This window comes from Microbacterium sp. B35-30 (assembly GCF_010634855.1).
Classification (GTDB): Bacteria; Actinomycetota; Actinomycetes; order Actinomycetales; family Microbacteriaceae; genus Microbacterium.
The window spans coordinates 24,702-45,728 of sequence record NZ_MWLQ01000013.1 but is presented as its reverse complement, the minus strand read 5'-3'; the positions used below and the strand labels follow the sequence as shown (position 1 = coordinate 45,728).

General features: G+C 71.1%; 16 protein-coding genes. 11 read left to right on the top strand and 5 right to left on the bottom strand.

Features of this window, described 5'->3' with window-relative positions; genetic code table 11:
* Window positions 1–88: 88 nt before the first annotated feature.
* The 3 genes from B2K11_RS07710 to B2K11_RS07700 form a co-directional block, all read right to left on the bottom strand.
* Complete coding sequence (locus B2K11_RS07710) at window positions 89–1,894, bottom strand: hypothetical protein (RefSeq protein ID WP_239525846.1); 1,806 nt, start codon at window positions 1,892–1,894, stop codon at window positions 89–91.
* 204 nt (window positions 1,895–2,098) lie between these two features.
* Entirely contained in the window at window positions 2,099–4,012 is a 1,914-nt protein-coding gene (locus B2K11_RS07705; RefSeq protein WP_163617690.1) for a M3 family metallopeptidase, read from the bottom strand.
* 63 nt (window positions 4,013–4,075) lie between these two features.
* On the bottom strand, window positions 4,076–4,663 hold the full coding sequence (locus B2K11_RS07700) for an NUDIX hydrolase family protein (RefSeq protein WP_163617689.1): 588 nt from the start codon (window positions 4,661–4,663) through the stop codon (window positions 4,076–4,078).
* Window positions 4,664–4,761: 98 nt separating this feature from the next.
* Here B2K11_RS07700 and B2K11_RS07695 point away from each other — a divergent pair, with 98 nt between their 5' ends.
* From B2K11_RS07695 to B2K11_RS07680, 4 genes are all read left to right on the top strand, one after another.
* The gene (locus B2K11_RS07695; RefSeq protein WP_163617688.1) at window positions 4,762–5,385 is read left to right on the top strand and encodes a hypothetical protein; all 624 of its coding nucleotides are present in this window, start codon (window positions 4,762–4,764) and stop codon (window positions 5,383–5,385) included.
* Window positions 5,386–5,464: 79 nt separating this feature from the next.
* Window positions 5,465–6,130 carry an alpha/beta hydrolase-fold protein gene (locus B2K11_RS07690; protein ID WP_163617687.1) on the top strand — a complete coding sequence of 222 codons (666 nt, stop codon included), beginning with the start codon at window positions 5,465–5,467 and terminating at the stop codon, window positions 6,128–6,130.
* Window positions 6,131–6,397: 267 nt separating this feature from the next.
* Complete coding sequence (locus B2K11_RS07685; protein ID WP_163617686.1) at window positions 6,398–8,062, top strand: ABC-F family ATP-binding cassette domain-containing protein; 1,665 nt, start codon at window positions 6,398–6,400, stop codon at window positions 8,060–8,062.
* 137 nt (window positions 8,063–8,199) lie between these two features.
* Complete coding sequence (locus tag B2K11_RS07680) at window positions 8,200–8,382, top strand: PspC domain-containing protein (RefSeq protein WP_163617685.1); 183 nt, start codon at window positions 8,200–8,202, stop codon at window positions 8,380–8,382.
* A 13-nt stretch (window positions 8,383–8,395) separates the two neighbouring features.
* On the opposite strand, the gene B2K11_RS07675 is transcribed toward B2K11_RS07680, so the two are convergent.
* Window positions 8,396–9,403 carry a hypothetical protein gene (locus tag B2K11_RS07675; RefSeq protein ID WP_163617684.1) on the bottom strand — a complete coding sequence of 336 codons (1,008 nt, stop codon included), beginning with the start codon at window positions 9,401–9,403 and terminating at the stop codon, window positions 8,396–8,398.
* A 216-nt stretch (window positions 9,404–9,619) separates the two neighbouring features.
* On the opposite strand from B2K11_RS07675, the gene B2K11_RS07670 reads away from it, so the two are divergent.
* Window positions 9,620–9,802, top strand: a complete 183-nt coding sequence (locus B2K11_RS07670) for a PspC domain-containing protein (RefSeq protein WP_163617683.1) — start codon at window positions 9,620–9,622, stop codon at window positions 9,800–9,802.
* 66 nt (window positions 9,803–9,868) lie between these two features.
* Here the strand turns inward: B2K11_RS07670 and B2K11_RS07665 are convergent, their stop codons facing one another.
* On the bottom strand, window positions 9,869–10,345 hold the full coding sequence (locus B2K11_RS07665; RefSeq protein ID WP_163617682.1) for a hypothetical protein: 477 nt from the start codon (window positions 10,343–10,345) through the stop codon (window positions 9,869–9,871).
* 111 nt (window positions 10,346–10,456) lie between these two features.
* Here B2K11_RS07665 and B2K11_RS07660 point away from each other — a divergent pair, with 111 nt between their 5' ends.
* The 6 genes from B2K11_RS07660 (at window position 10,457) to B2K11_RS07635 (ending at window position 20,910) form a co-directional block, all read left to right on the top strand.
* Window positions 10,457–15,400, top strand: a complete 4,944-nt coding sequence (locus B2K11_RS07660) for a DEAD/DEAH box helicase (protein ID WP_163617681.1) — start codon at window positions 10,457–10,459, stop codon at window positions 15,398–15,400.
* Window positions 15,393–16,181 (top strand): Fpg/Nei family DNA glycosylase, encoded by a 789-nt coding sequence (locus B2K11_RS07655; protein WP_163617680.1) that lies wholly within the window; start codon window positions 15,393–15,395, stop codon window positions 16,179–16,181. Before B2K11_RS07660 ends, B2K11_RS07655 begins: the two co-directional genes overlap by 8 nt.
* A 286-nt stretch (window positions 16,182–16,467) precedes the next feature.
* On the top strand, window positions 16,468–17,697 hold the full coding sequence (locus tag B2K11_RS07650; protein WP_163617694.1) for an ABC transporter ATP-binding protein: 1,230 nt from the start codon (window positions 16,468–16,470) through the stop codon (window positions 17,695–17,697).
* A 165-nt stretch (window positions 17,698–17,862) separates the two neighbouring features.
* Complete coding sequence (locus B2K11_RS07645) at window positions 17,863–19,047, top strand: extracellular solute-binding protein (protein ID WP_163617679.1); 1,185 nt, start codon at window positions 17,863–17,865, stop codon at window positions 19,045–19,047.
* Window positions 19,040–19,981: an ABC transporter permease gene (locus tag B2K11_RS07640; RefSeq protein ID WP_163617678.1), complete on the top strand. Its 942-nt coding sequence runs from the start codon at window positions 19,040–19,042 to the stop codon at window positions 19,979–19,981. Before B2K11_RS07645 ends, B2K11_RS07640 begins: the two co-directional genes overlap by 8 nt.
* Window positions 19,978–20,910, top strand: coding sequence for an ABC transporter permease (locus tag B2K11_RS07635; RefSeq protein ID WP_239525843.1), 933 nt, complete (start codon window positions 19,978–19,980; stop codon window positions 20,908–20,910). The genes B2K11_RS07640 and B2K11_RS07635 overlap by 4 nt, the downstream gene beginning before the upstream one ends.
* The last annotated feature ends 117 nt before the right edge of the window (window positions 20,911–21,027 follow it).

The following is a 21,027-nucleotide window of genomic DNA, read 5'->3' as shown; positions in this document are numbered from 1 at the left end:
AGACGAAACGCCCCGCACCCGGCGCATCAGCCAGGTTCGGGGCGTTTCGTCTCGGGCGCCAGAGCGCCCTTCGCTCAACGACCGGGGGTCAGTGCTCGCGCGACCCGTCGCCCTGCTCGGCGTGGTCGCCCTGCTCGGCGTGGTCGTCCTGCTCGGCGTGGTCGCCCTGCTCGGCGTGGTCGTCCTGCTCGGCGTGGTCGCGCTGCAAGGCTTCGTCGCTCTGCTCGGCGGGGACGTTCTCGCTCAACTCGCCGTCGGCGTCTCCCTCGTCGTCGCCCGCGGCGTCCTCTGCCGCGAAGAACTCCTCGGCAGCCTCGGCGTCGCCACGCTCCGTCTCGACGGGCTGAGCATCGTCGCGCTCGACCTCAACCGACGCCTCCTCGACGGACTCGGCCTCGACCGGCTCGCCGGGTGCGGCATCCGTCCCCTGCGTGTCGGCGTCGGCTACCGGAGCCTCATCGTCCGCGCTGCCGGCGGACGGGAGCGGCATCTCGGGGCGGATGAGCTCTTTGACCTCCGCCATGAAGCTCATGAGCTGATGCTGCTGCCAGCGCAGCTGGCGGGTGCGGTCCTCGGCGTCGCGCAGCACGGCCTGCGAGTGCGACGTCACGAGGTCGATGACGCGCTCGGCCTTCACGTGGGCGCGCTCGAGGTGCTCGCGCGCGCGCAGCTGCGCGTCGGCCTCGATCTGCTGCGACTGCGCCCGCATCAGGCGCTCGAAGTCCTCGGCCTTCACCGACACGCGCTGCGCATGATCGAGCGACGCCGCGACCTGCTCGTTGGCGTCCTGCGTGATGCGCTCGGCGTGGGCGACCGCCTGGTTGTGCAGCACGAGGAACTCCTGGTGCGCATCGTCCTGCCGGCGGGTGAGGGATGCTTCGAACTCGAGGGCGCGGAGCCGCAGCTCGCGCACCGCCTCCTCGGCCTCGGACCGGTCGCGCGCCGTTTCACGGGCGATAGCGGAGCGCAGCATGGCCGCACCCTTCTCGGCCTCGGAGCGGATGGCCGCAGCCTCCCGCTCGGCCTGCGACACCTTCTCGGCGGCGTGCGCCGCCTCCCGCTCGACGCGGGCCTCGTGCGCGGTCAGCTCGGTGTCGATCTTGAGTCGCACCTGCTGGGCATCGTGCTGCGCCTGCGAGATGATCGCCTCGGCCTCCGCGTGCGCCGACGACCGGCGGCTCGCGATCTCTTCCCGCGCGGCCTCGAGCAGACGGTCGCCCTGCGTCGTGGCGTTGCGGAGGAGCAGGCTCGCCTGGTCTTCGGCGACGCGCAGCACCTCTTCGAACTGCTGGCGGTTCGGCGACTCGGTGGTCGCGCCGACCAGCTCGTCGCTCAGAGTCTGCACGCGCTGTTCGGCGTCGGCGATCTTGGCGTTCGCGAGCTCGAGCTCTCCCCGCAGGCGCGCGACGACGTCGCCCTCTTCCTCGCGGGCGGCGGATGCCTCGGTCGCGACCCGCGCGACCTCGGTGCGGCGGCTCTCCTCAGCCTCGGCGAGCGCGGCCTCGAGGCGCTCGATCTCGGTCTGACGGGCCACCAGCGCGGCATCGATCTCGGCCTGGCGTGCGGCGATCGCGGCGTCGATCTCGGCCTGACGCTTCTCGGTAGCAGCCTGCAACTCCGCTTCGAGGCGCTCGGCCTTGGCGCGGCTCTGCGCGACGGCGGCACCGGCACGGCGCTGGTGCTGCTTCAGCTGAGCGACCTCGTCCTGCGCGGCCCGCACCCTCGCGTCGAGTCCGGCGATCGCGGCGTCGACCTCTTCCTTGTCGTAGCCGCGGAACGTGGTCGTGAACCCCGACCCGAAGGACGTCGTGGACGAGCCGCCGCCGATGAGGTTGTCGAAGGGTGTGGGGTCTTCCTGGCCCGGATTTCCGGCGCTCACGGCGTGATCGGACATCGGTGTGTCTCCGCTTCTGGCTTGCTGTGTCGGCGAGTGCTCTCGGCGGAGGCGTGCGTGCCGCGCGACGGCGCCGGTGAACATGTCGCCGGGCGCGCGAGCAGCGGTGGCCGCACCGTCCTCGACGACACCGGGGGGTTGTGTCGCAGGTGGCTGCGCAGGGGGTAGGTGAACCCTACATCGCGCCACCGTCCGCCGAGAACCTCAGGCGCCGGCGAGCCACTCCCGGTACGCGTCGAACGACGACGGGCGGCCCAGGAACCCCTCCACGAGGTCGTGCGCGTCCCGTGAACCGCCGCGTTCGAGCACCTCGGTGCGGTAGCGGCCGGCGGCTGCGGCATCCATCAGTCCGTCACCGAAGCCGCTCAGCAGATCGCGCGCGATCACGAGGCTCCACTGATACGTGTAGTAGCACGCGCCGTAGCCGGTGAGGTGACCGAAGCCCGCGTAGGAGTGCAGGCCCGGCAGCGGCTGCACGGGACTCGCTGCCGCGTAGAGCCGCTCGGTCTCGGCCTGCAGATCGGCCGGCCGATCGACGTGCAGGTGGTACGACACGTTCGCGTGCCCCAGCTGCCGCCGCACCTCGAGGGCGCGACCGAAGGAATCGGCGGTGCGCATGCGCGCTACCAGGTCGGCGGGGATGGGCTGGCCCTCGGCGTTGCCGCTGAACGAGGCGAGGACTCCGGCATCCCATGCCCATTCCTCGAGCAGCTGGCTCGGCGCCTCGACGAAGTCCCACTCCGTCGCCACTCCGCTGAAGCGCGCGAAGCGCTGGCGCCCGCCGAGGATGTCGTGCACCAGGTGGCCGAACTCGTGGAAGAACGTCACCACCTCGTCGTGCTCGAGAAGCCCGCGGGAGAAATTGCACAGGAGCGCAGCCTCGGGAAGGACCCGGCCCGTGACGCCCGGAGCCAGCGGGAAGCACGCGGCGTGACTGAACTTGCCCTCGCGGGGGTGCAGGTCGAGGTGGATGCGTCCGAGCCGCTCACCGCCGCGGATCACGTCGAACGACTGGACGTCGTCGTGCCACGTCGGCGCGTCGACCGGCACGTACTCGACATCGAGCAGGCGCCCGATCACGTCGAGCACACCCGCGACCACCCGCTCGAACGGGAAGTAGGAGCGGACCAGCTGCGCATCGACGTCGTACTGCTCGCGCTTGATCGCCCCCAGCAGGTACCAGAAGTCGGCGATCGAGACGACGTCCGCGTCCGGGACGTCGCGGCGCAGCCGCTCGAGCAGCAGTGGGTACTCCGCCTCGGCCGCCGGCTGCGAGGCGTCGTCGAGCCGCGACAGGAACGCGGGGATCGCCGCGCCGGAGCCGATCATGCGGGTCTCGGTCTCGTAGTCCGCCCAGTCGGGATAGCCGAGCAGCCGGGCCCGCTCGGCGCGGACATCGAGCAGTTCGGCCAGGATCGCGTCGTTCTCGGGCCACGCCAGGTCGTTGTAGGCGCTCACGAGGGCCACCCGCGTCGCGCGGTCGTGGGCGTAGTCGCGCACCGGCATGAGGTCGGGGTAGTCGGTCGAGAGCGTCACGCGTCCGTGCTCGTCGGCGGGGTGGGTGTCGATGAAGTCCTGAGGCATGCCCGCCAGGCCCTCGACGGGCACGGTGATCTCGCGACGTCCGTCGCGGATGTTGCGCGAGAACGCCAGCGACAGCTCGGTGTCGCGGTCGGCCAGCTGCCGGGCGCGCTCGCGATCGGCGTCGTCGAGCTCCACACCGCTGCGGCGGAAGTCCCGCAGCAGGTGGGCGAGCAGTCGCGCCTGATCGTCCTCGAGATCGGTCGTCTCGGCATCGGCGAACGCGCTCCACAGCTCGCGGTCGAGCAGCCGGGCCGCCGAGAGCGACTCGACGGTCTGCACCTGTTCCTCGGCCCGATCGCGCACGGCCGGGTCAGGGTGTGCCTCGCTCAGCACATACGACTCGCTGAGGGCCGCACTCAGGGCGATATCGGCGTCGTTCCAGAGCTCCAGGCGATCTGCGGTCGTGAGCGCGGACTCGGCCTTCAACCGACCGTCGATCTCGTGCACGCGGGCGATCCGAACGGTGGGGCGCTCGTCGACGAAGGCCGCCCAGCCGGCGGCGTCGGACGGGAAGGGCAGGGATTCGAGACTCACCCTGCGAGCCTATGGGGCGGCTCGGACAGCTGGCGAGGAATTTCCCGCGGTGGCGAGGACTGCTCAGCGCAGCGCGCCCACGCTCGCGAGCGCCAGCCGCACGAGGGTGCCGCGCCCGCCTTCCATCTCGGCCGAGAGGGCATCGGATGCCGCCTCCTCCGGCGTCAGCCAGGTGACCTCGAGCGCGTCCTGCCGCGGCTCGCACGTTCCCGTGACCGGCACGACGAACGCGAGCGACACGGCGTGCTGGCGGTCGTCGTGGTACGCGCTCATACCCGGCAGCGGGAAGTACTCGGCCACCGTGAACGGCGTCGGCTGCGGGGGGAGCATCGGGAACGCCATCGGACCGAGGTCGTTCTCGAGATGGCGGAAGAGGGCGTCGCGGACGGTCTCGCCGTAGCGGACCCGGCCCGAGACGATGGTGCGCGAGATCTCGCCGACCGGCGTCGCGCGCAGCAGGATCCCGACCTGCGTGACCTGCCCCATCCCGTCGGTGCGCACCGGCACCCCCTCGACGTAGAGCATCGGCAGTCGCCGGCGCGCCTCCTCGAGCTCGATGTCGCTCAACCACGCGGGGTTGGAGATGTTCCCGGCCGGCGGGCCGAACGGCTCGTCGCCCGCGGGTTCGGGGTCAGGAGTGCGTACGGACATGCCTCCTGTATACCCGTTCCCTCCGGTTTCCACCGCGCGTCCTCGCCGCCGACGCCGAGGCCCCAATAGTCTGAGGCCATCGTTTCCGGGAGGATGGCATGGCGGACGAGCGCACCGAGAGCCGGATGACCCGTGTGCAGGACATCGTCGGGGTGTTCCTGTTGTCGGTGACCGCGGTGCTCACCGCCTGGTGCGGATTCGAGGCGTCGAAGTGGGGCGGCGAGATGTCGATCGCCTTCAGCCAGGCGTCGGCCGCCCGCATCCAGGCCGCCGGCGCGGCGGACCAGGCCCGCTCTGCCCAGCAGTTCGACCTGACCGTCTACGCCGAATGGGTCGTCGCGACGGCCGAGGGCAACACCCAGCTCGCCGACTACATCCAGGACCGCTTCCAGCCGTGGTTCACGGTCGCCTTCGACGCGTGGCAGGCCGACGGCATGCAGGAGAACGGTCCCTTCATCCGCGAGGAGTACGTGCCACCCGGTGAGGTGGAGGCGGACGAGCTGAACGCGCGCGCTGACGCGAAGTTCACAGAGGCTCTCACGAACAATCAGCGCGGCGACAACTACTCGCTGCTGACGGTGCTGTTCGCACTCGTCCTGTTCCTGACGGCGATGTCGGAACGCAACGTCAAGACGTGGATCAGCCGCGTCCTGCTGGGCCTGGCGATCGTGGTGGCCTGCGTCGGCGTCGGCATCCTGCTGACGTTCCCGATCAAGATCTGATCGGCGCGGTCGAGATCCGGCGGCGCCGGCGCCGGGCATCGCCTTCGCGGTGTCGGCCGCGGATGGCAGGATGTGGGGCATGTCGGAAGCACTCGTCCTCGACGCCGACGCCGTGCTCTGGTCGACCGACCGGTCGGTCCTCGACGGACGGCATCTGCTGCTGCTCCTGCACGGCTACGGCGCCGACGAGCACGACCTCTATCCGCTCCGCCAGTACCTCCCCGACGCGTTCGCCGTGGCGAGCCTGGCCGCCCCGCTGGCACCGCCGTGGCCGGCGCCCGGCCGCTCCTGGTACCCGATCGAGGGGCTCGAGGGGCGCGACGCCACGCACGTGACCCGCGCCGCCGAGGCGGTCATCACGTGGATCGACGCGCATGCCGCGGGTGCGGCATCCATCGGCCTCCTCGGCTTCTCGCAGGGCGGTGCAGTGTCACTGCAGGCGATGCGCCTCGAGCCGCAGCGCTTCGCGTACGCCGTCAACCTGTCGGGCTACGCCACGCCCGGTGAGGTGGCAGGGGATGCCGAGCTCGCCGAGCTGCGCCCGCCGGTGTTCTGGGGCCGGGGCACGAACGACGACGTCATCCCGGAGTTCGTCGTCGCGCACACCACGCAGTGGCTGCCCGCGCACGCCGAACTCAGCGGCCGCGTCTACCCGGGCCTCACCCACAGCGTCTCGGAGCAGGAGATCGCCGACGTGGCCACGTTCCTCGACAAGCAGCTGCAGACGCTCGACGCCGCCGACTGATCGCGCTCCCTGGCCACCGCCGGAATCGTCCGCTATCGTGTCTCTCGGCCTTTGTCCCCTCGGTGAGGAACTCCCTTGAAGCTGATCGACGCAACCGCGCTGTAATCGCGCTGCTCCGTCGACCCTCGACGTCTCGCAGCGCTTGTAGATTCCGCGCTGCACGTCGACCATCGCTTCCCCGCCGGTTCCGGGCCCCTCTGCGGCCCCGGTGTTCCGGGCGGATTCCGCGGTCCTCCGTGTCAGCGCATGACCGACACAGGAGGCCTCATGCCTGCCACCACTCTCACACCTGTCATCGTCCTCGACCGGGTCTCGTTCGCGTGGGCCGACGGCACCGTCGCTCTCGCCGACGTGTCCGGCTCGTTCGGCACCGGCCGCACCGGGCTCGTCGGTCGCAACGGCTCCGGCAAGTCCACGCTGCTGCGCCTGATCGCGGGCGACCTCACCCCCTCCGCGGGGCACATCGCACGGACAGCGGATGCCGCGTACCTGCCGCAACGGCTGACGCTCGACGTCGACCGGCCCGTCGCCGACCTGCTCGGGGTCGGCGACACCCTTCGCGCGCTGCGCGCCATCGAGTCGGGCGATCCCGATCCGCGCCACTTCGACGCGGTGGGCTCCGACTGGGACATCGAGGCACGCGCGCACGCCGCGCTCGCCGAGGCCGGGCTCGCGCCCGACATGCTGGACCGCAGCGTCGGGCAGCTGTCGGGCGGCGAGGCGGTGCTCACCGCGATCGCCGGCATCCGTCTCCGCGCACCCGAGATCACGCTGCTCGACGAGCCCACCAACAACCTCGATCGCGACGCCCGCGCGCGCCTGTACGACATGGTGCGCGCGTGGCGGGGCGCACTCGTCGTGGTCAGCCACGACACCGCGATGCTCGAGTTGATGGATGACACCGCCGAGCTCTACGCCAACGAGCTCTCGGTGTTCGGCGGCCCGTACTCGCACTGGCGGGCATGGCTGGATGCCGAGCAGGGCGCCGCCCGCGACGCCGAGCGAGCGGCACGTCAAGCCGTCAAGCGCGAGAAGCGCCAGCGCATCGAGGCCGAGACGACGCTCTCGCGCCGCGCCGCGATGGGGCAGAAGGCGTACGACGAGAAGCGCGTGCCGAAGATCGTCGCGAACGGACGCCGGATGGCGGCCCAGGTCTCGGCGGGCAAGCTGCGCGGCGAGAAGGCCGACCGCGAGGCATCCGCCCGCGAAGCCCTCGATGTCGCAGAGCGCCGCGTGCGCGACGACGACATCGTGAAGATCGACCTGCCCGACCCCGGTGTCCCCGCGGGCCGTCGCATCGCCACCCTGGGCGACGGCGAGCGCTCGTGGGTGATCCAAGGGCCCGAGCGTGTCGCGCTGATCGGCCCGAACGGCGCCGGCAAGACGACGCTGCTCGAGCGGCTGGTGGGTTCCGGCCTGCAGAACTCCACGGATCGCGAGCCGAATCAGCCCGGAGACGCCCTGTCGGGCGATTCGGCGCCGGGATGGTGGAGTTCTGCACGCGGCACGCTGCACACGGACCGCGTCGGGTACCTGCCTCAGCGTGTGGACGGGCTCGATGACGCGGCATCCGTGCTCGACAACGTCGCGCCGTCCGCGCCCGGCGTCACGATCGTCGAGCTGCGGAATCGCCTGGCGCGGTTCCTCATCCGAGGGGCGGCCGTCACGCGCCCGGTCGGGACACTGTCGGGCGGCGAGCGCTTCCGGGTGGCTCTCGCCCGGCTCATGCTGGCCGATCCGCCGCCGCAGCTGCTCGTGTTCGACGAGCCGACGAACAACCTCGACCTCGACACGGTCGACCAGCTCGTCGAGGCCATCGCCGCCTACCGCGGCGCGGTGCTCGTGGTGAGCCACGACGACGCGTTCCTCGAGCGCATCGGCGTGGGCCTCGTGCTCGAGATCGACCGCGACGGCCGTCTGCACGAACACTGACGCGCGAGTGACCGAGCGCTGAGGCGGCGCGCGGCATCCGCCTCTTGGAAGGGGACGGATGCCGCGGGCCAGCGCCCCTCGGATCCCGGGGGTCTGCACCCCTGCGCCCGGCAGGCAGGTGGCACGATGATGGACTCATGAACGCACTCGTGAGACCTCAGCAGGGCCGATGGATCGCCGGCGTCTGCGCCGCCGTCGCCAACCGCTTCGGCTGGAACGTGACGCTCGTGCGCATCCTCACCGCGCTCGCCGTCGTCTTCTTCGGTCTGTCGCTGTGGATCTACATCCTGCTCTGGATCCTGGTCCCGTCCGAGGGCTGAGCCCAGACGGCGGTCAGCGCCAGTCGGACGCCGCGCGGGCGAGGGCGATCGCGGCGTCGTCCGCGGACCACGGCGCATCCGTCGCGATGTTCGCCCCGAGCCTGTTCACGCCGTCGGTCATCGCGTAGCTCGCGGACGTCATCGACTGGACGCTGGAGTCCCGCCAGGCGGTGATCCCGGGCACACCGGTGTCGAAGGGCTCGTCCTCGGTCGTGCTCGGCAGGACCCACGCCTGACCGGCGGCTGAGTCCACCTCGAGTGTGTGCGCTCCGTCCACGAGGTAGCAGCTCGACCAGTTCGATGCCTGAGCCGCCATCAGCACGCCGGGCAGCGGCGGATCGATGTACCCGCCGGTGTTCCCGGCGAACATCGCATCGAGGAGGCCCGACATCGTGTCCGCGAGGGCCGCGCAATCCATCTCGGACCACCATCCCGTTCGGTCGCGTGTCCACGGCTCGCTGCCCGAGGCACGAACGTTCTCGAACACGATGTCCGCGAGGGCTGACGTCCAGCGGTCGATCTCGGCGCGGTCCGCCCCGGGGAAGTATTGGAACGACGCGCTCAACCACAGGTCTTCCGCCTCCGCACGCCCGGAGCAGACCCACTGCGGATCGCATTCCTCGAAGTAGTACGGCACCTGATCTGCTGGGAACTCTGCACCATCGAGTCCGGCACGCGGCAGGATCTCGACGCGCACGGCCGAACTTCCGGCATCCCAGCTGCAACCGAGCCCACCGGCATTACCGACGTCGCCGTCGCTGTCGGAGGAGGTGAGCTGCATCTCGAGGCCGGTGACCGAGAGCAGATCCGCCGGACTCAGCGCTGCGGCGCAATCCCCCTCCAGCAGGACCGGTGGTTTGTCCCCGGCTCCGACCACGAGAGCCTCCTCCGTAGGCGTCGGCGTCGGCGTCGCATGATGGGTCGGCGTGGGGGTCGCTTCAGGCGGCTCCGCCGGCGCGCACGCGGTGAGGGTGCCGAGAACGGCAAGGGCGGCAAGGGCGAGGGGAAGGGATCGTCGCACGGCATCTCCATCGAGGGGTCCCGCGACTCTATCGACGGAACCGCAGGAGAGTCACTGATTCCGCAAAGATTCGGACGCACCAGCGCCGTCGTCTTCTTCGGTCTGTCGCTGTAGGTCCTACATCCTGCTCTGGATCCTGGTCTGTCCGAGCGCTGACGGTGACCAGCCGTTCGCCGACCCCTGGCGCGGATACAATCGCCACGCGATGATGAACCCATGCATCGCCTGGTTCGTCCCCGACGGGGACGCATCATCGCCGGGGTCTGCCAGGGCATCGCGGACCGCTTCGGCTGCAGTGTGGTGCCGGTACGCGTGCTCACCGTCGCGTCGACCGTGTTCTTCGGCGTCTCGATCCTGATGTACCTGCTGCTGTGGATCCTCTTGCCGGACGAGAACTGACGTCGGTCAGGGACCTCGCGGACCTGACCTCCGGTACCCGCCCTGGGGGAGAGAACGCGACCGCGGTCAGGGCCGCTTGGGCTCCTTGGTGCGGCCCGGGGCGGTGCCGCTGTTGCCGGGGTCATCGGAGGCGTCAGCCTCCTCGGTCGGCGGAGGCGCTGTCGGCGCCGGTACCGGAACTGGCACGGCCACGGGCTCGGAGGTCTGCGCCTCGACCGCGGGATCCGTCTCGCTCTCGGCGGGCGAGGCCGTCGGAGTGGGGGTGAGCATCGGCGTCGGGGCCGGCGTGGTGGGCCGCGGCGTAACGCGCGTCTCCGCGACCGGTGCGGGATCCGCAGGCAGCGGTGAACGCTGACCCTGCACCGCCGCGAACACCGCGGTGACCACGACCACGAGCGAGAGGGCCAAGGCGCCCACGAGTGCTCCGAGGGCGAAGGTGTGCACCCGTCGCGAGCGCACCCAGGACGCATCGTCGGCTGTGGGGGTGGCCGTAGGGGTGAGCGCCGCCGGGGTGTCCGGCACGCTCGAGGGCGTCGACTCCATCGGGATCCTCGGGCGGTGAACGCGTGCGGGGGAACACGCGAGCACCGATCTTACGCGACCGGCTCCCCCGCGGCCTGGCCGGATGTCGGCGATCACGACGAAGATGGAGTGATGGGCGACGTGCTCGAGCGGTTCGGTCCTGCCACGCAGGACTGGTTCCGCGGCGCCTTCCACGCCCCCACCGACGCTCAGAAGGGCGCGTGGCAGGCGATCTCGGCCGGCAAGCACGCTCTCGTGGTCGCGCCGACCGGCTCGGGCAAGACGCTGTCGGCGTTCCTGTGGGCGATAGACCGCATCTTCCACGACAAGGCGGCGGCCCCGGCATCCGTGGCGCCAGCCGGACGGAAGAAGAAGGTGGGCGATGCCGCCGCCCCTGCGACCCGGATCCTCTACATCTCGCCGCTCAAGGCGCTGGGCGTCGACGTCGAGCGCAACCTCCGATCTCCCCTCGTCGGTATCGGACAGTCGGCGCGGCGCCTCGGTCTCACGGTGCCCGAGGTCACCGTGGGGGTGCGCTCGGGTGACACGCCCGCTGGCGACCGGCGCAAGCTCGTGCAGCGGCCGCCCGACATCCTCATCACCACGCCCGAGTCGCTCTATCTCATGCTCACGAGCCGGGCCGGCGAGACGCTGCGCGACGTGCACACGGTGATCGTCGACGAGGTGCATGCGGTCGCCGCCACCAAGCGAGGTGCCCATCTCGCGGTGAGCCTCGAGCGGCTCGACGCGCTGCGCCGCTCGTTCGCGCCCGACGCCCCACCGGCGCAGCGCATCGGCCTGTCGGCGACGGTGCGGCCGATCGACGAGGTCGCCCGGTTCCTGGGCGGCGCGGAGCCGGTCGAGATCGTCGCCCCGCGCGCGACCAAGTCGTTCGACATGAAGGTCGTCGTGCCGATCGGCGACATGCTCAATCCGCCGCCGCCCCCGAGCCCGTATGCGTCCGACGCCGAGGCGTGGACGGCTCCGGATGCCGCGGCCACTGCCGCCGACAGCCCCGAGGAGGCGATCGACGAGGACTGGTTCGCCGACGGCGGTTCAAAAGCCGCCGGGTCTGACCGACGTGCGTCCGGAGCGGGCGAGACCGAGATGACCGGTTCGGTGTGGCCGCACGTCGAAGAGGCGATCGTCGATCGCATCCTCCTGCACCGCTCGACGATCGTGTTCTGCAATTCCCGCCGCCTCGCCGAGCGGCTGACAGGGCGGCTCAACGAGATCTACTCCGAGCGTCTCGGCCTCGACCTCCCCGAGCAGCACGTTCCCGCAGCGATGATGGCCCAGGCGGGCGCGACGGCGGGCGCCGACCCCGTGCTGGCCAAGGCGCACCACGGCTCGGTGTCGAAGGAGCAGCGAGCGCAGGTCGAAGAAGAGCTGAAGTCGGGCGTCCTGCGCTGCGTCGTCGCGACGTCGAGCCTCGAGCTCGGCATCGACATGGGCGCCGTGGACCTCGTCATCCAAGTCGAGGCGCCGCCCAGCGCAGCATCCGGTCTGCAGCGCATCGGCCGCGCCGGCCACCAGGTGGGCGAGGTCAGCCGCGCGGCGCTGTTCCCCAAGCACCGTGGGGACGTGCTGCACACCGCGATCGTCACCGAGCGGATGCTCGCCGGGCAGATCGAGGCGATCACGATCCCGCAGAACCCGCTCGACATCCTCGCGCAGCAGACGGTGGCCGCCGCCGCGGTCGCCCCCGTCGACGTCGAAGGCTGGTACGAGACGCTCAAGCGCAGCGCCCCGTTCCGGTCGCTCCCCCGGTCGGCGTACGAGGCGACGCTCGACCTCATCGCCGGGCGGTTCCCGTCCGACGAGTTCGCCGAGCTGCGTCCCCGCGTCATCTGGGACCGCGACCTCGGCGTGCTCACCGGGCGCCCGGGCGCGCAGCACATCGCCGTGACCAGCGGCGGCACGATCCCCGACCGGGGTCTGTTCGGCGTCTTCATCGCGGGCGAGTCGCAGAACGCGCGGGTCGGAGAGCTCGACGAGGAGATGGTCTACGAGTCGCGGGTCAACGACGTGTTCACCCTCGGCACGACGAGCTGGCGCATCGTCGAGATCACCCACGACCGTGTCAACGTGGTCCCCGCCTTCGGGCAGCCCGGCAAGGTGCCGTTCTGGCACGGCGACGGCATCGGCCGCCCCGCCGAGCTCGGCGAAGCGCTCGGAAAGTTCTCGCGAGAGGTGTCGACGGCGAAGCCCGAGAAGGCCGAGTCCCGCCTGCACGACGCCGGGCTGGACGAGTACGCGCAAGACAATCTGCTGGCCTACCTCGCCGAGCAGCGCGAGGCCACCGGCACCCTGCCCACCGACCGTCAGCTGACCGTCGAGCGCGGGCGCGACGAGGTCGGCGACTGGCGCGTCATCCTCCACTCCCCGTATGGCATGCAGGTGCACGCGCCGTGGGCGCTGGCTGTCAACGCGCGCATCCGCGAGCGGCTGGGGGTCGACGGCTCCGCGGTGGCGAGCGACGACGGCATCATCGCCCGGATCCCGGATGCCACGGCCGAGCCTCCGGGCGCCGACCTCTTCGTCTTCGATCCCGACGAGCTCGACCAGATCGTGACCGAGGAGGTCGGGGGCTCGGCGCTGTTCGCCTCGCGGTTCCGCGAGTGCGCGGCGCGCGCGCTGCTCATGCCGCGGCGCAACCCCGGCAAGCGGACGCCGCTGTGGCAGCAGCGGCAGCGGTCGGCGCAGCTGCTCGAGGTCGCCCGCCGGTACCCGACGTTCCCGATCATCCTCGAGACGCTGCGCGAGGTCCTGCAGGACGTCTACGACGTGCCCGCACTCCTCCGCCTCATGCGCGGCATCGGCGAACGCCGCATCCGCCTCATCGAGACCGAGCCCGCGCAGCCCTCGCCGTTCGCGCGCGACCTGCTGTTCGGCTACGTCGGCGCCTTCATGTACGAGGGCGATTCGCCGCTGGCCGAGCGACGGGCTGCCGCCCTGTCCGTCGATCCGGCGCTGCTGTCGGAGCTGCTCGGCAAGGTCGAGATGCGCGAGCTTCTCGACCCCGACATCATCGCGCAGTTCGAGCGCGAGGCGCAGCGCCTCGATCCCGAGCGTCGCGCGCGCGGGCTCGAGGGCGTCGCCGACCTGCTGCGCCTGCTCGGCCCCCTCGATGCGAGCGAGGCCGCCGCGCGGCTGGAGGCCGACGGCGACGGCGTCAGAGGCGTTTCGTCTCGCTCCGCTCGCTCGACGACCGAACCTGATTCCCGGTCGTTGAGCGAGGGAGCGCCAGCGACCGAGACGAAACGCCCCGAGCCCACGAGCGACCTCGAGCACGCGACAGAGGGCGAGGCATCCGCTCTGCTCGATGCGCTGGTCACGGCGCGTCGCGCGATCCGGGTGACCATCGCCGGGGCGACCCGGGTCGCCGCGATCGAAGACGCCGGACGCCTGCGCGACGGCCTCGGCGTGGCGCTGCCCGTCGGCATTCCCACGGCGTTCCTCGAGCCCGTCGCCGACCCGCTCGGCGACCTGATCGCCCGGTACGCGCGCACCCACGGGCCTTTCCGGGCGGATGCCGCAGCCGACCGGCTCGGCATCGGCGTCGCCGTCGCACGCCACACCCTGCAGCGCCTCGAGTCCCAGGGCCGCGTCACCAGTGGGTTCTTCCTGCCCGAGGCGGCGCCCGCGAGCGCCGAGTCACGCGGCGACGAGGCGGAGTGGTGCGACACCGAGGTGCTGCGCCGGCTGCGGATGCGCTCGCTCGCCGCGATCCGGGGCAGCGTCGAACCGGTGCCGCAGCACGCCTACGCCCGGTTCCTGCCGGTGTGGCAGCACGCCACCCGGCCGCTCGAGGGGATCGACGGCGTCGCGGCGGTCGTCGAGCAGCTCGCCGGCGTGCCGATCCCGGCGAGCGCCTGGGAGTCGCTCGTGCTGCCGGCGCGCGTCGCCGACTACACGCCGGGGATGCTCGACGAGCTGACCGCCACCGGCGAGGTGATCTGGTCGGGCCATGGCAGCCTGCCCGGCCGCGACGGCTGGATCGCGCTGCATCCGGCGGATACCGTGCCGCTCACGCTCACCCTGCCCGACGATGCCGACGAGATCGCGCCGGGATCCCTCGACGCCCAGCTGCTCGCCGCGCTCGAAGGCGGCGGTGCGTACTTCGCCGCGCAACTGCGCCAGACCACGGGGGCCGACAACGAGCAGTCCGTCGTCGACGCGCTGTGGCGGCTCACCTGGGCAGGGCGGATCACGAACGACACGTTCGCCCCCGTCCGCGGGCTCGTCTCGGGTGGCTCGCAGGCGCACCGGGTGAGCCGGCGCACCCCTCGGGCGCGCCTGTACCGGGGCGCCGCAGTGCGGTCGGTCGCGGCATCCGTCCCCGCCCGTCCCCCCGCGATCGGCGGGCGATGGTCGCTGCTGCCGGCCGCCGAGCCGGATGCGGCCCTGCGGGCGACCGCGACGGCGAGCCTGCTGCTCGACCGCTACGGTGTCGTGACGCGCGGCGCGGTGCAGTCCGAGGGCGTGCCGGGCGGATTCGCGCAGACGTACCGCGTGCTGGCCGGCTTCGAAGAGGCCGGGCACTGCCGGCGCGGGTACGTCATCGAGCAGCTCGGTGCGGCGCAGTTCGCGGCATCCGCGACGGTCGACCGCCTGCGCGAGTTCGCCGGGCTGTCCGATCCGCCGCCGCTGCGCGCCGTCACGCTCGCCGCCACCGATCCCGCGAATCCGTACGGCGCCGCGCTCGCATGGCCGGGGCTCGAAGGTGTCAGTCATCGTCCGGGACGCAAGGCGGGCGCGCTCGTCGTGCTGGTCGACGGTGCTCTCGCGCTGTACCTCGAGCGCGGCGGCAAGTCTGCGCTCGCCTTCACCGGCGAGGAGGCCGTGCTGGCCGCTGCCACGCGCGACCTCGCTGCGACGGCCCGCGTGCGACGGCTCGACACCCTGACGATCGAGCAGGTCAACGGTGTGTTCGTGTACGGCACTGCCGTCGGACGTGCGCTCAGGGACGCCGGTTTCGTCGAGTCTCCGCGCGGACTCACGCTGCGGCGGCTCACCGCGGGCGACGCCCTTCGACAGGCTCAGGGACCGGGGCGCGAGGGCGCCCGTGCCTGAGGGGGACACCGTCTTCCGCACCGCCCGGCGCCTCGACGCCGCGCTGGCCGGCGCGACCGTGACGCGCTTCGAGCTGCGCGTCCCGCAGGCGGCCACGATCGACCTGCGCGGCGAGGTCGTGCACGGCGTGGTCTCGCGCGGCAAGCATCTGCTCCATCGCATCGGATCATGGACGCTGCACACCCACCTCAAGATGGAGGGCGAATGGCACGTCTACCGCCGCGGCGACCGGTGGCGGGCACCGGGATTCCGCGCCCGCGCCGTGATCGGCGCCACCGCGCCGGACGGCACCGAGTGGGAGACGGTCGGCTTCGACCTCGCGGACATCAAGGTGGTGCCGACCGCCGACGAGGACGACCTGGTCGGCTACCTCGGCCCCGATCCGCTCTCAGATTCGTGGGACCCGGTCGAGGCCGCCCTGCGGCTCGCCGCCGACCCGCGCGCCGTGCACGTCGCCCTCCAGGACCAGCGCAGCATCGCCGGGTTCGGCAACGAGTACGTCAACGAGATCCTCTTCGTCCGCGGCATCCTTCCGACGACACCCGCGAACGAGACGGATGCCGCGGCCATCGTGGATCTCGGAGCCCGGATGATCCGCGCCAACCGCAACCGGTCGGGCCGCACGTTCACCGGCGACGAGCGCCCCGGGCGTTCGACGTGGGTCTACCGCCGCGAGGGCCGGCCGTGCCGGCGGTGCGGCACGCTCATCCGGGGCGGAAGCCTGGGCGCCGATCCCACCCGCGAGCGGATCGTCTTCTGGTGCCCGGTCTGCCAGCGCTGAGGCGGCTTGCAGCACGCTTTCATCACGATGCGCGGCGGACGAAGTGTCGCGCCGGGTCGAGGCATCCGTCCGACGCGACGCGTCCATCGTTGAAACATCGCGGTTCCCTGGCCGTCACACAAGTCCGGACGAACTGTCGCGCCGCCCCCCGCCGGCACCGCGAATCGTCTGGTTCGCTCCGGGGCGCATTGCGGGGCGCCGGGGCGCGATATTGAATACGTGACACACCCGAACGGCCGTGCAGCGTTGCGCGGCCAGCGACCAGAAGGACCCTCACGAGGTGACGATGTCCACAGGCACGGCGACCGCAGCGGCGGAGCAGGTTCCCACCGAGAGCGAGGCCGCGCGCGGGTCCGTCATCCTGTCGGGGATCACGAAGTACTACGGCGATCAGGTCGCCGTCGACGACCTGTCGCTGACGATCCAGCCGGGCGAGTTCATCTCGCTGCTGGGGCCGTCCGGCTGCGGCAAGACGACCACGCTGCGCATGATCGCGGGCTTCGAGCGGCCGGATGCCGGCGACATCCGCATCTCGGGACGCTCGGTGCTCGCCGCACCGCCGTACAAGCGGGACGTCAACACGGTCTTCCAGGCCTACGCGCTGTTCCCGCATCTGTCGGTCGCCGAGAACGTCGCGTACGGACTGCAGCAGCGTCGCACCCCGAAGTCCGAGGTGCGCGAGCGCGTGACCCAGGCGCTCGACATGGTGCAGATGCGGCGGTTCGGCGACCGCAAGCCCACGCAGCTGTCGGGTGGTCAGCAGCAGCGCATCGCGCTCGCCCGGGCCCTGGTCAACCGCCCCGCGGTGCTGCTCCTCGACGAGCCGCTCGGAGCCCTCGACCGTCAGCTGCGCGAAGAGATGCAGCTCGAGCTGAAGCTGCTGCAGTCGCGCCTGGGCATCACATTCGTCTTCGTGACGCACGACCAGGGCGAGGCCCTGTCGATGAGCGACCGCATCGCGATCATGCGCGCGGGCCGCATCGAGCAGCTCGCCGATGCCGACACCGTGTACGCCCGCCCGGCCTCGGCCTACGTCGCGGCGTTCGTCGGCCAGCAGAACTTCTTCCGCGGCCCCGCCGCCGAAGCCGGCGCGGCGATCACCTCGCCCTACGCGCTGGTGCGTGCCACCTCTCCCGTGCTCACCAGCACGAACCTCGGCGAGGCCGCCGTGCGGCCCGAGTTCATCCGGATCGACATGGACCCTTCGACAGGCTCAGGGACCGGATCGGGCTCAGGCACGGGGGCGGGCGCAGGCGCCGGCGCGAGCCTTTCCGAGGCGAACGCGGCCCGCGGAGAGCTGATCGGGGTGTCGCACCTCGGCGACACGATGCAGTACCTGGTGCGACTCGGCCCCGACCAGAGTCTCATCGTGCGGCGCCCGACGCCGGAGGCACCGGCGCTCTCCGTCGGCGACCCCGTGGTCTGCACATGGGCGGCGCACCACGTGCTGCTGTTCCCCGCCGCCGACGCCGCGGCCGCCGAGGAGGGCGGCTACATCGCGCCCCCGACGGCCTGACTGCCGCTCCCCGAAACGCACGCTCCACCCGCACAGCTCCACCTGATCCGCACCACACGCCCGACCCGACCCGACGCACACAGCACCGACGCACGACGCACCCGACGCACGCCCTGCAGCCGCGGCATCCGCCTTCCCGGCTCTCGACCCGACCTGGAGTACCCGATGACCCAGCCTCGTACCCCGCTCCGCATCCTCGCCCCCGAGGCTGCCGCACCCGCGATCGTGCGCGAGCTCTCGCGGCGCCGCTTCCTGAGCTTCGCCGCGCTCGCGGGCGGGGCCACCGTGCTCGCCGCGTGTGCGCCGGGCGGCAGCGGGGCGCCCGCCCCGCAAGCGACCGGCGGGGACCTCGAGGGAGACGTCTCGGTCTACACGTGGGGCGACTACGACTCGCCGGACGTCGTCGAGGGCTTCACCGCCGAGCTCGGTCCGAAGGTCACGCTCGACTCCTACTCCTCGAACGAGGAGCTCATCGCGAAGCTCGTCGCCGCGAAGGGCACGTCCGGCTACGACATCGTCGTGCCGACCGGCGTCTTCATCCCGCAGATGATCGAGAACGGCCTGCTGACGAAGTTCAACAAGGAGCTTCTGCCCAACATGTCCAACATGGACCCGGCCTTCCTCGGCCGCGCGTGGGACCCGGGCAACGACTACTCGGTCTGCAAGGCATGGGGAACGACCGGGTACGTCTACGACAAGACCGTCATCACGCGCGAGCTCACCACGTGGGCCGACTTCTTCGACGCCGCCCAGAACGAGGCGAGCGGCAAGACGGCGATGTCCGACGACCCCGCCGGGATCATCGGCGCCTACTTCTGGGCCAACGACCTCGACTGGAACACCGAGGACCCCGACGAGCTCGAGGCGTGCCGCAAGTTCCTCGTCGAGGAGATCGCGCCGCACATCTCGGCGTTCGACTCCTATCCGGGCACCAACGCGATCCCTCAGGGCACGCAGGTGCTGATGCAGGCGTGGAACGGCGACGCGCGGCTCGGTCTCATGGAGTCGAGCGAGCCGGAGCGCTGGCAGTGGGTGCTCCCCGGCCCGGTGACCGAGCTGTGGATGGACAACTGGGCCATCGCCGCGGGAGCGCCGCACCCCGAGGCGGCACATGCGTTCATCGACTACTCGATGACGCCCGAGAATCTCATGCTCAACCTCGACTACATCGGCTACAACGTGGGCGGCAAGGACATGGAGTCGGCGGCGGAGGAGAGCGGCCTCGACCTGGCCGACATGATCTTCTTCACACCCGAGCAGCTCGAGACGATGCACGAGCAGGAGCTCAACGACTCGCAGACCACCCGCGTCTCGATCTACAACGAGGTGAAGGCTGCCGCCGGTGCGTAGTCGTGCCGCAGGAGCCGCGCTCGCCGTTCCGGCGTGGGCATGGCTCCTGCTCTTCTTCGTCGCTCCGGTGGCGATGGTGGTGTGGTTCAGCTTCGGCTACAAGCCCGGGGTCTTCGGCAGTCACGCCAACGACATCCTGTCTTTCGACCGATACGTCGAGGCCTTCTCGCCGACGTTCTTCGCGACGTTCCAGAACACCCTGTGGGTCGGTGTGATCGGCACCGTGCTCTGCTTCCTGATCGGGGCGCCGGTCGCGTACTGGATGGCGTTCAAGGTCAAACCGGAGCGCCGCGGCATCCTCATCGCCCTGGTGCTGGTGCCGTTCTGGACGAACTTCCTGGTACGCACGATCGGCTGGCAGGTGATCCTCGCGCCCGAGGGCTGGCTGTCATCGCTGCTGCAGGGCATCGGCGTGCTCGACGGTCCGCTCGATCTGCTGTACACCCGCACCGCGGTCATCATCGGCGTCGTCTACAACTACCTGCCACTGATGATCCTGCCGCTGTTCGTCGCGTTCGACCGCGTCGGCCCGGCCCTGCGCGAGGCGTCGAAGGATCTCGGCGCCGGCAAGCCCGCCACGTTCCTGCGCGTCACGCTGCCGCTGTCGCAGCCGGGCATCATCGCCGGCGTGCTGCTGGTGTTCATCCCCCTGATGGGCGACTACATCACCGCGACCGTGCTCGGCGGCGCGAAGGGCAACATGGTCGGCCAGCTCGTCGCGAGCCAGTTCCAGACCGCCCAGAACTGGGCGCTCGGCTCGGCGATGGCGGTGCTGCTCATGCTCGTGATCATGCTGACGATCGGCGTGGCCGCGGTGATCATCTGGCTCGTCGCGCTGCCGTTCCGCTCGCGCAGCCGGCTGGTGCTGGGGCCGGTGGCCGAGACGGCGAAGACGGATGCCGCGCCCGCGGCCGCTCTGGAGGTGACGACGTGACGCTCTCTACGGATGTCCAGACCGACACCGAGACGATTCTGCAGTCCCGGGCTCGCGCGGCCGTTCGGCCCTCCGCGCCGCGCCGACGCGCACGGAAGTCGTGGTCGGATGTCGCCTTCACCGTGTGGGGCATCGCCGTGATGCTCTTCCTCTTCCTGCCGATCATCGTGATCGTGATCTACTCCTTCAACACCGGACGCCTGCTGGTGTCGTGGGACGGCTTCGGATTCGACGCCTTCGGCACGATCCTCGCGAAGCCGGCCATCCAGAGTGCGGTGCGGGTGTCGCTCATCACGGCGCTCATCGCCGCCGTCATCGCGACCGTGCTCGGCACCCTCGCCGGCATCGCGATGGCCCGCCACCCGGGCAAGTGGGTGTGGTGGTTCCTGGGGCTGCTGCTGCTGGTGTCGGTGACACCCGAGATCGTCGACGCCGTGGCGCTGCTCCCCTGGATGGTGTTCCTCGGCCAGGATCTGGGCATCTCGCTCTTCAACGACGGCATCGTGCGCCTGTCGGTGGGCTCTTCGCTGTTCGCCACCGCCGTGGTGTCTTACATCGTGCGCGCCCGTCTGGTGGGTCAGGACATGAACCTCGAAGAGGCATCCGCCGACCTGTACGCGAAGCCGTTCGCCACGTTCCGCCGCATCACGCTCGCGCTGGCGATGCCGGCGGTGCTCGCCGGCTTCCTGCTGGCGTTCACGCTGAGCCTCGACAACACGATCGTCGCGGCGTTCGTGCAGGTGTCGGGCACGACGCCGTGGCCGGTGTACGTGCTGAGCGCGCTGCGCTCGGGCCTCCGCCCCGAGATCGCCGCAGTGTCGACCATCATGCTGCTGCTGACGCTCGTCGCCCTCGCCCTGGTGGCGCTCGTGCTCAAGCGCGCCGGTGACTCGGCGACGCAGATCGCCCGCACGATGACCGGCGGCTGACCCGTTTCATCCCGAGGAGGCGAGTTCCCCGCCCGCCGGGAGTTCCCCGGTCGTTGAGCGAGGGAGCACCACCACCCCACCTCCCGGTCGTTGAGCGAGGGAGCACCACCACCCCAC

Coding starts and splice junctions, on each gene's coding strand:
- B2K11_RS07710 (WP_239525846.1), bottom strand. CDS start 1,894: ATGTCCGATCACGCCGTGAGCGCCGGAAATCCGGGCCAGGAAGACCCC.
- B2K11_RS07700 (WP_163617689.1), bottom strand. CDS start 4,663: ATGTCCGTACGCACTCCTGACCCCGAACCCGCGGGCGACGAGCCGTTC.
- B2K11_RS07695 (WP_163617688.1), top strand. CDS start 4,762: ATGGCGGACGAGCGCACCGAGAGCCGGATGACCCGTGTGCAGGACATC.
- B2K11_RS07690 (WP_163617687.1), top strand. CDS start 5,465: ATGTCGGAAGCACTCGTCCTCGACGCCGACGCCGTGCTCTGGTCGACC.
- B2K11_RS07685 (WP_163617686.1), top strand. CDS start 6,398: ATGCCTGCCACCACTCTCACACCTGTCATCGTCCTCGACCGGGTCTCG.
- B2K11_RS07680 (WP_163617685.1), top strand. CDS start 8,200: ATGAACGCACTCGTGAGACCTCAGCAGGGCCGATGGATCGCCGGCGTC.
- B2K11_RS07670 (WP_163617683.1), top strand. CDS start 9,620: ATGCATCGCCTGGTTCGTCCCCGACGGGGACGCATCATCGCCGGGGTC.
- B2K11_RS07665 (WP_163617682.1), bottom strand. CDS start 10,345: ATGGAGTCGACGCCCTCGAGCGTGCCGGACACCCCGGCGGCGCTCACC.
- B2K11_RS07660 (WP_163617681.1), top strand. CDS start 10,457: ATGGGCGACGTGCTCGAGCGGTTCGGTCCTGCCACGCAGGACTGGTTC.
- B2K11_RS07650 (WP_163617694.1), top strand. CDS start 16,468: ATGTCCACAGGCACGGCGACCGCAGCGGCGGAGCAGGTTCCCACCGAG.
- B2K11_RS07645 (WP_163617679.1), top strand. CDS start 17,863: ATGACCCAGCCTCGTACCCCGCTCCGCATCCTCGCCCCCGAGGCTGCC.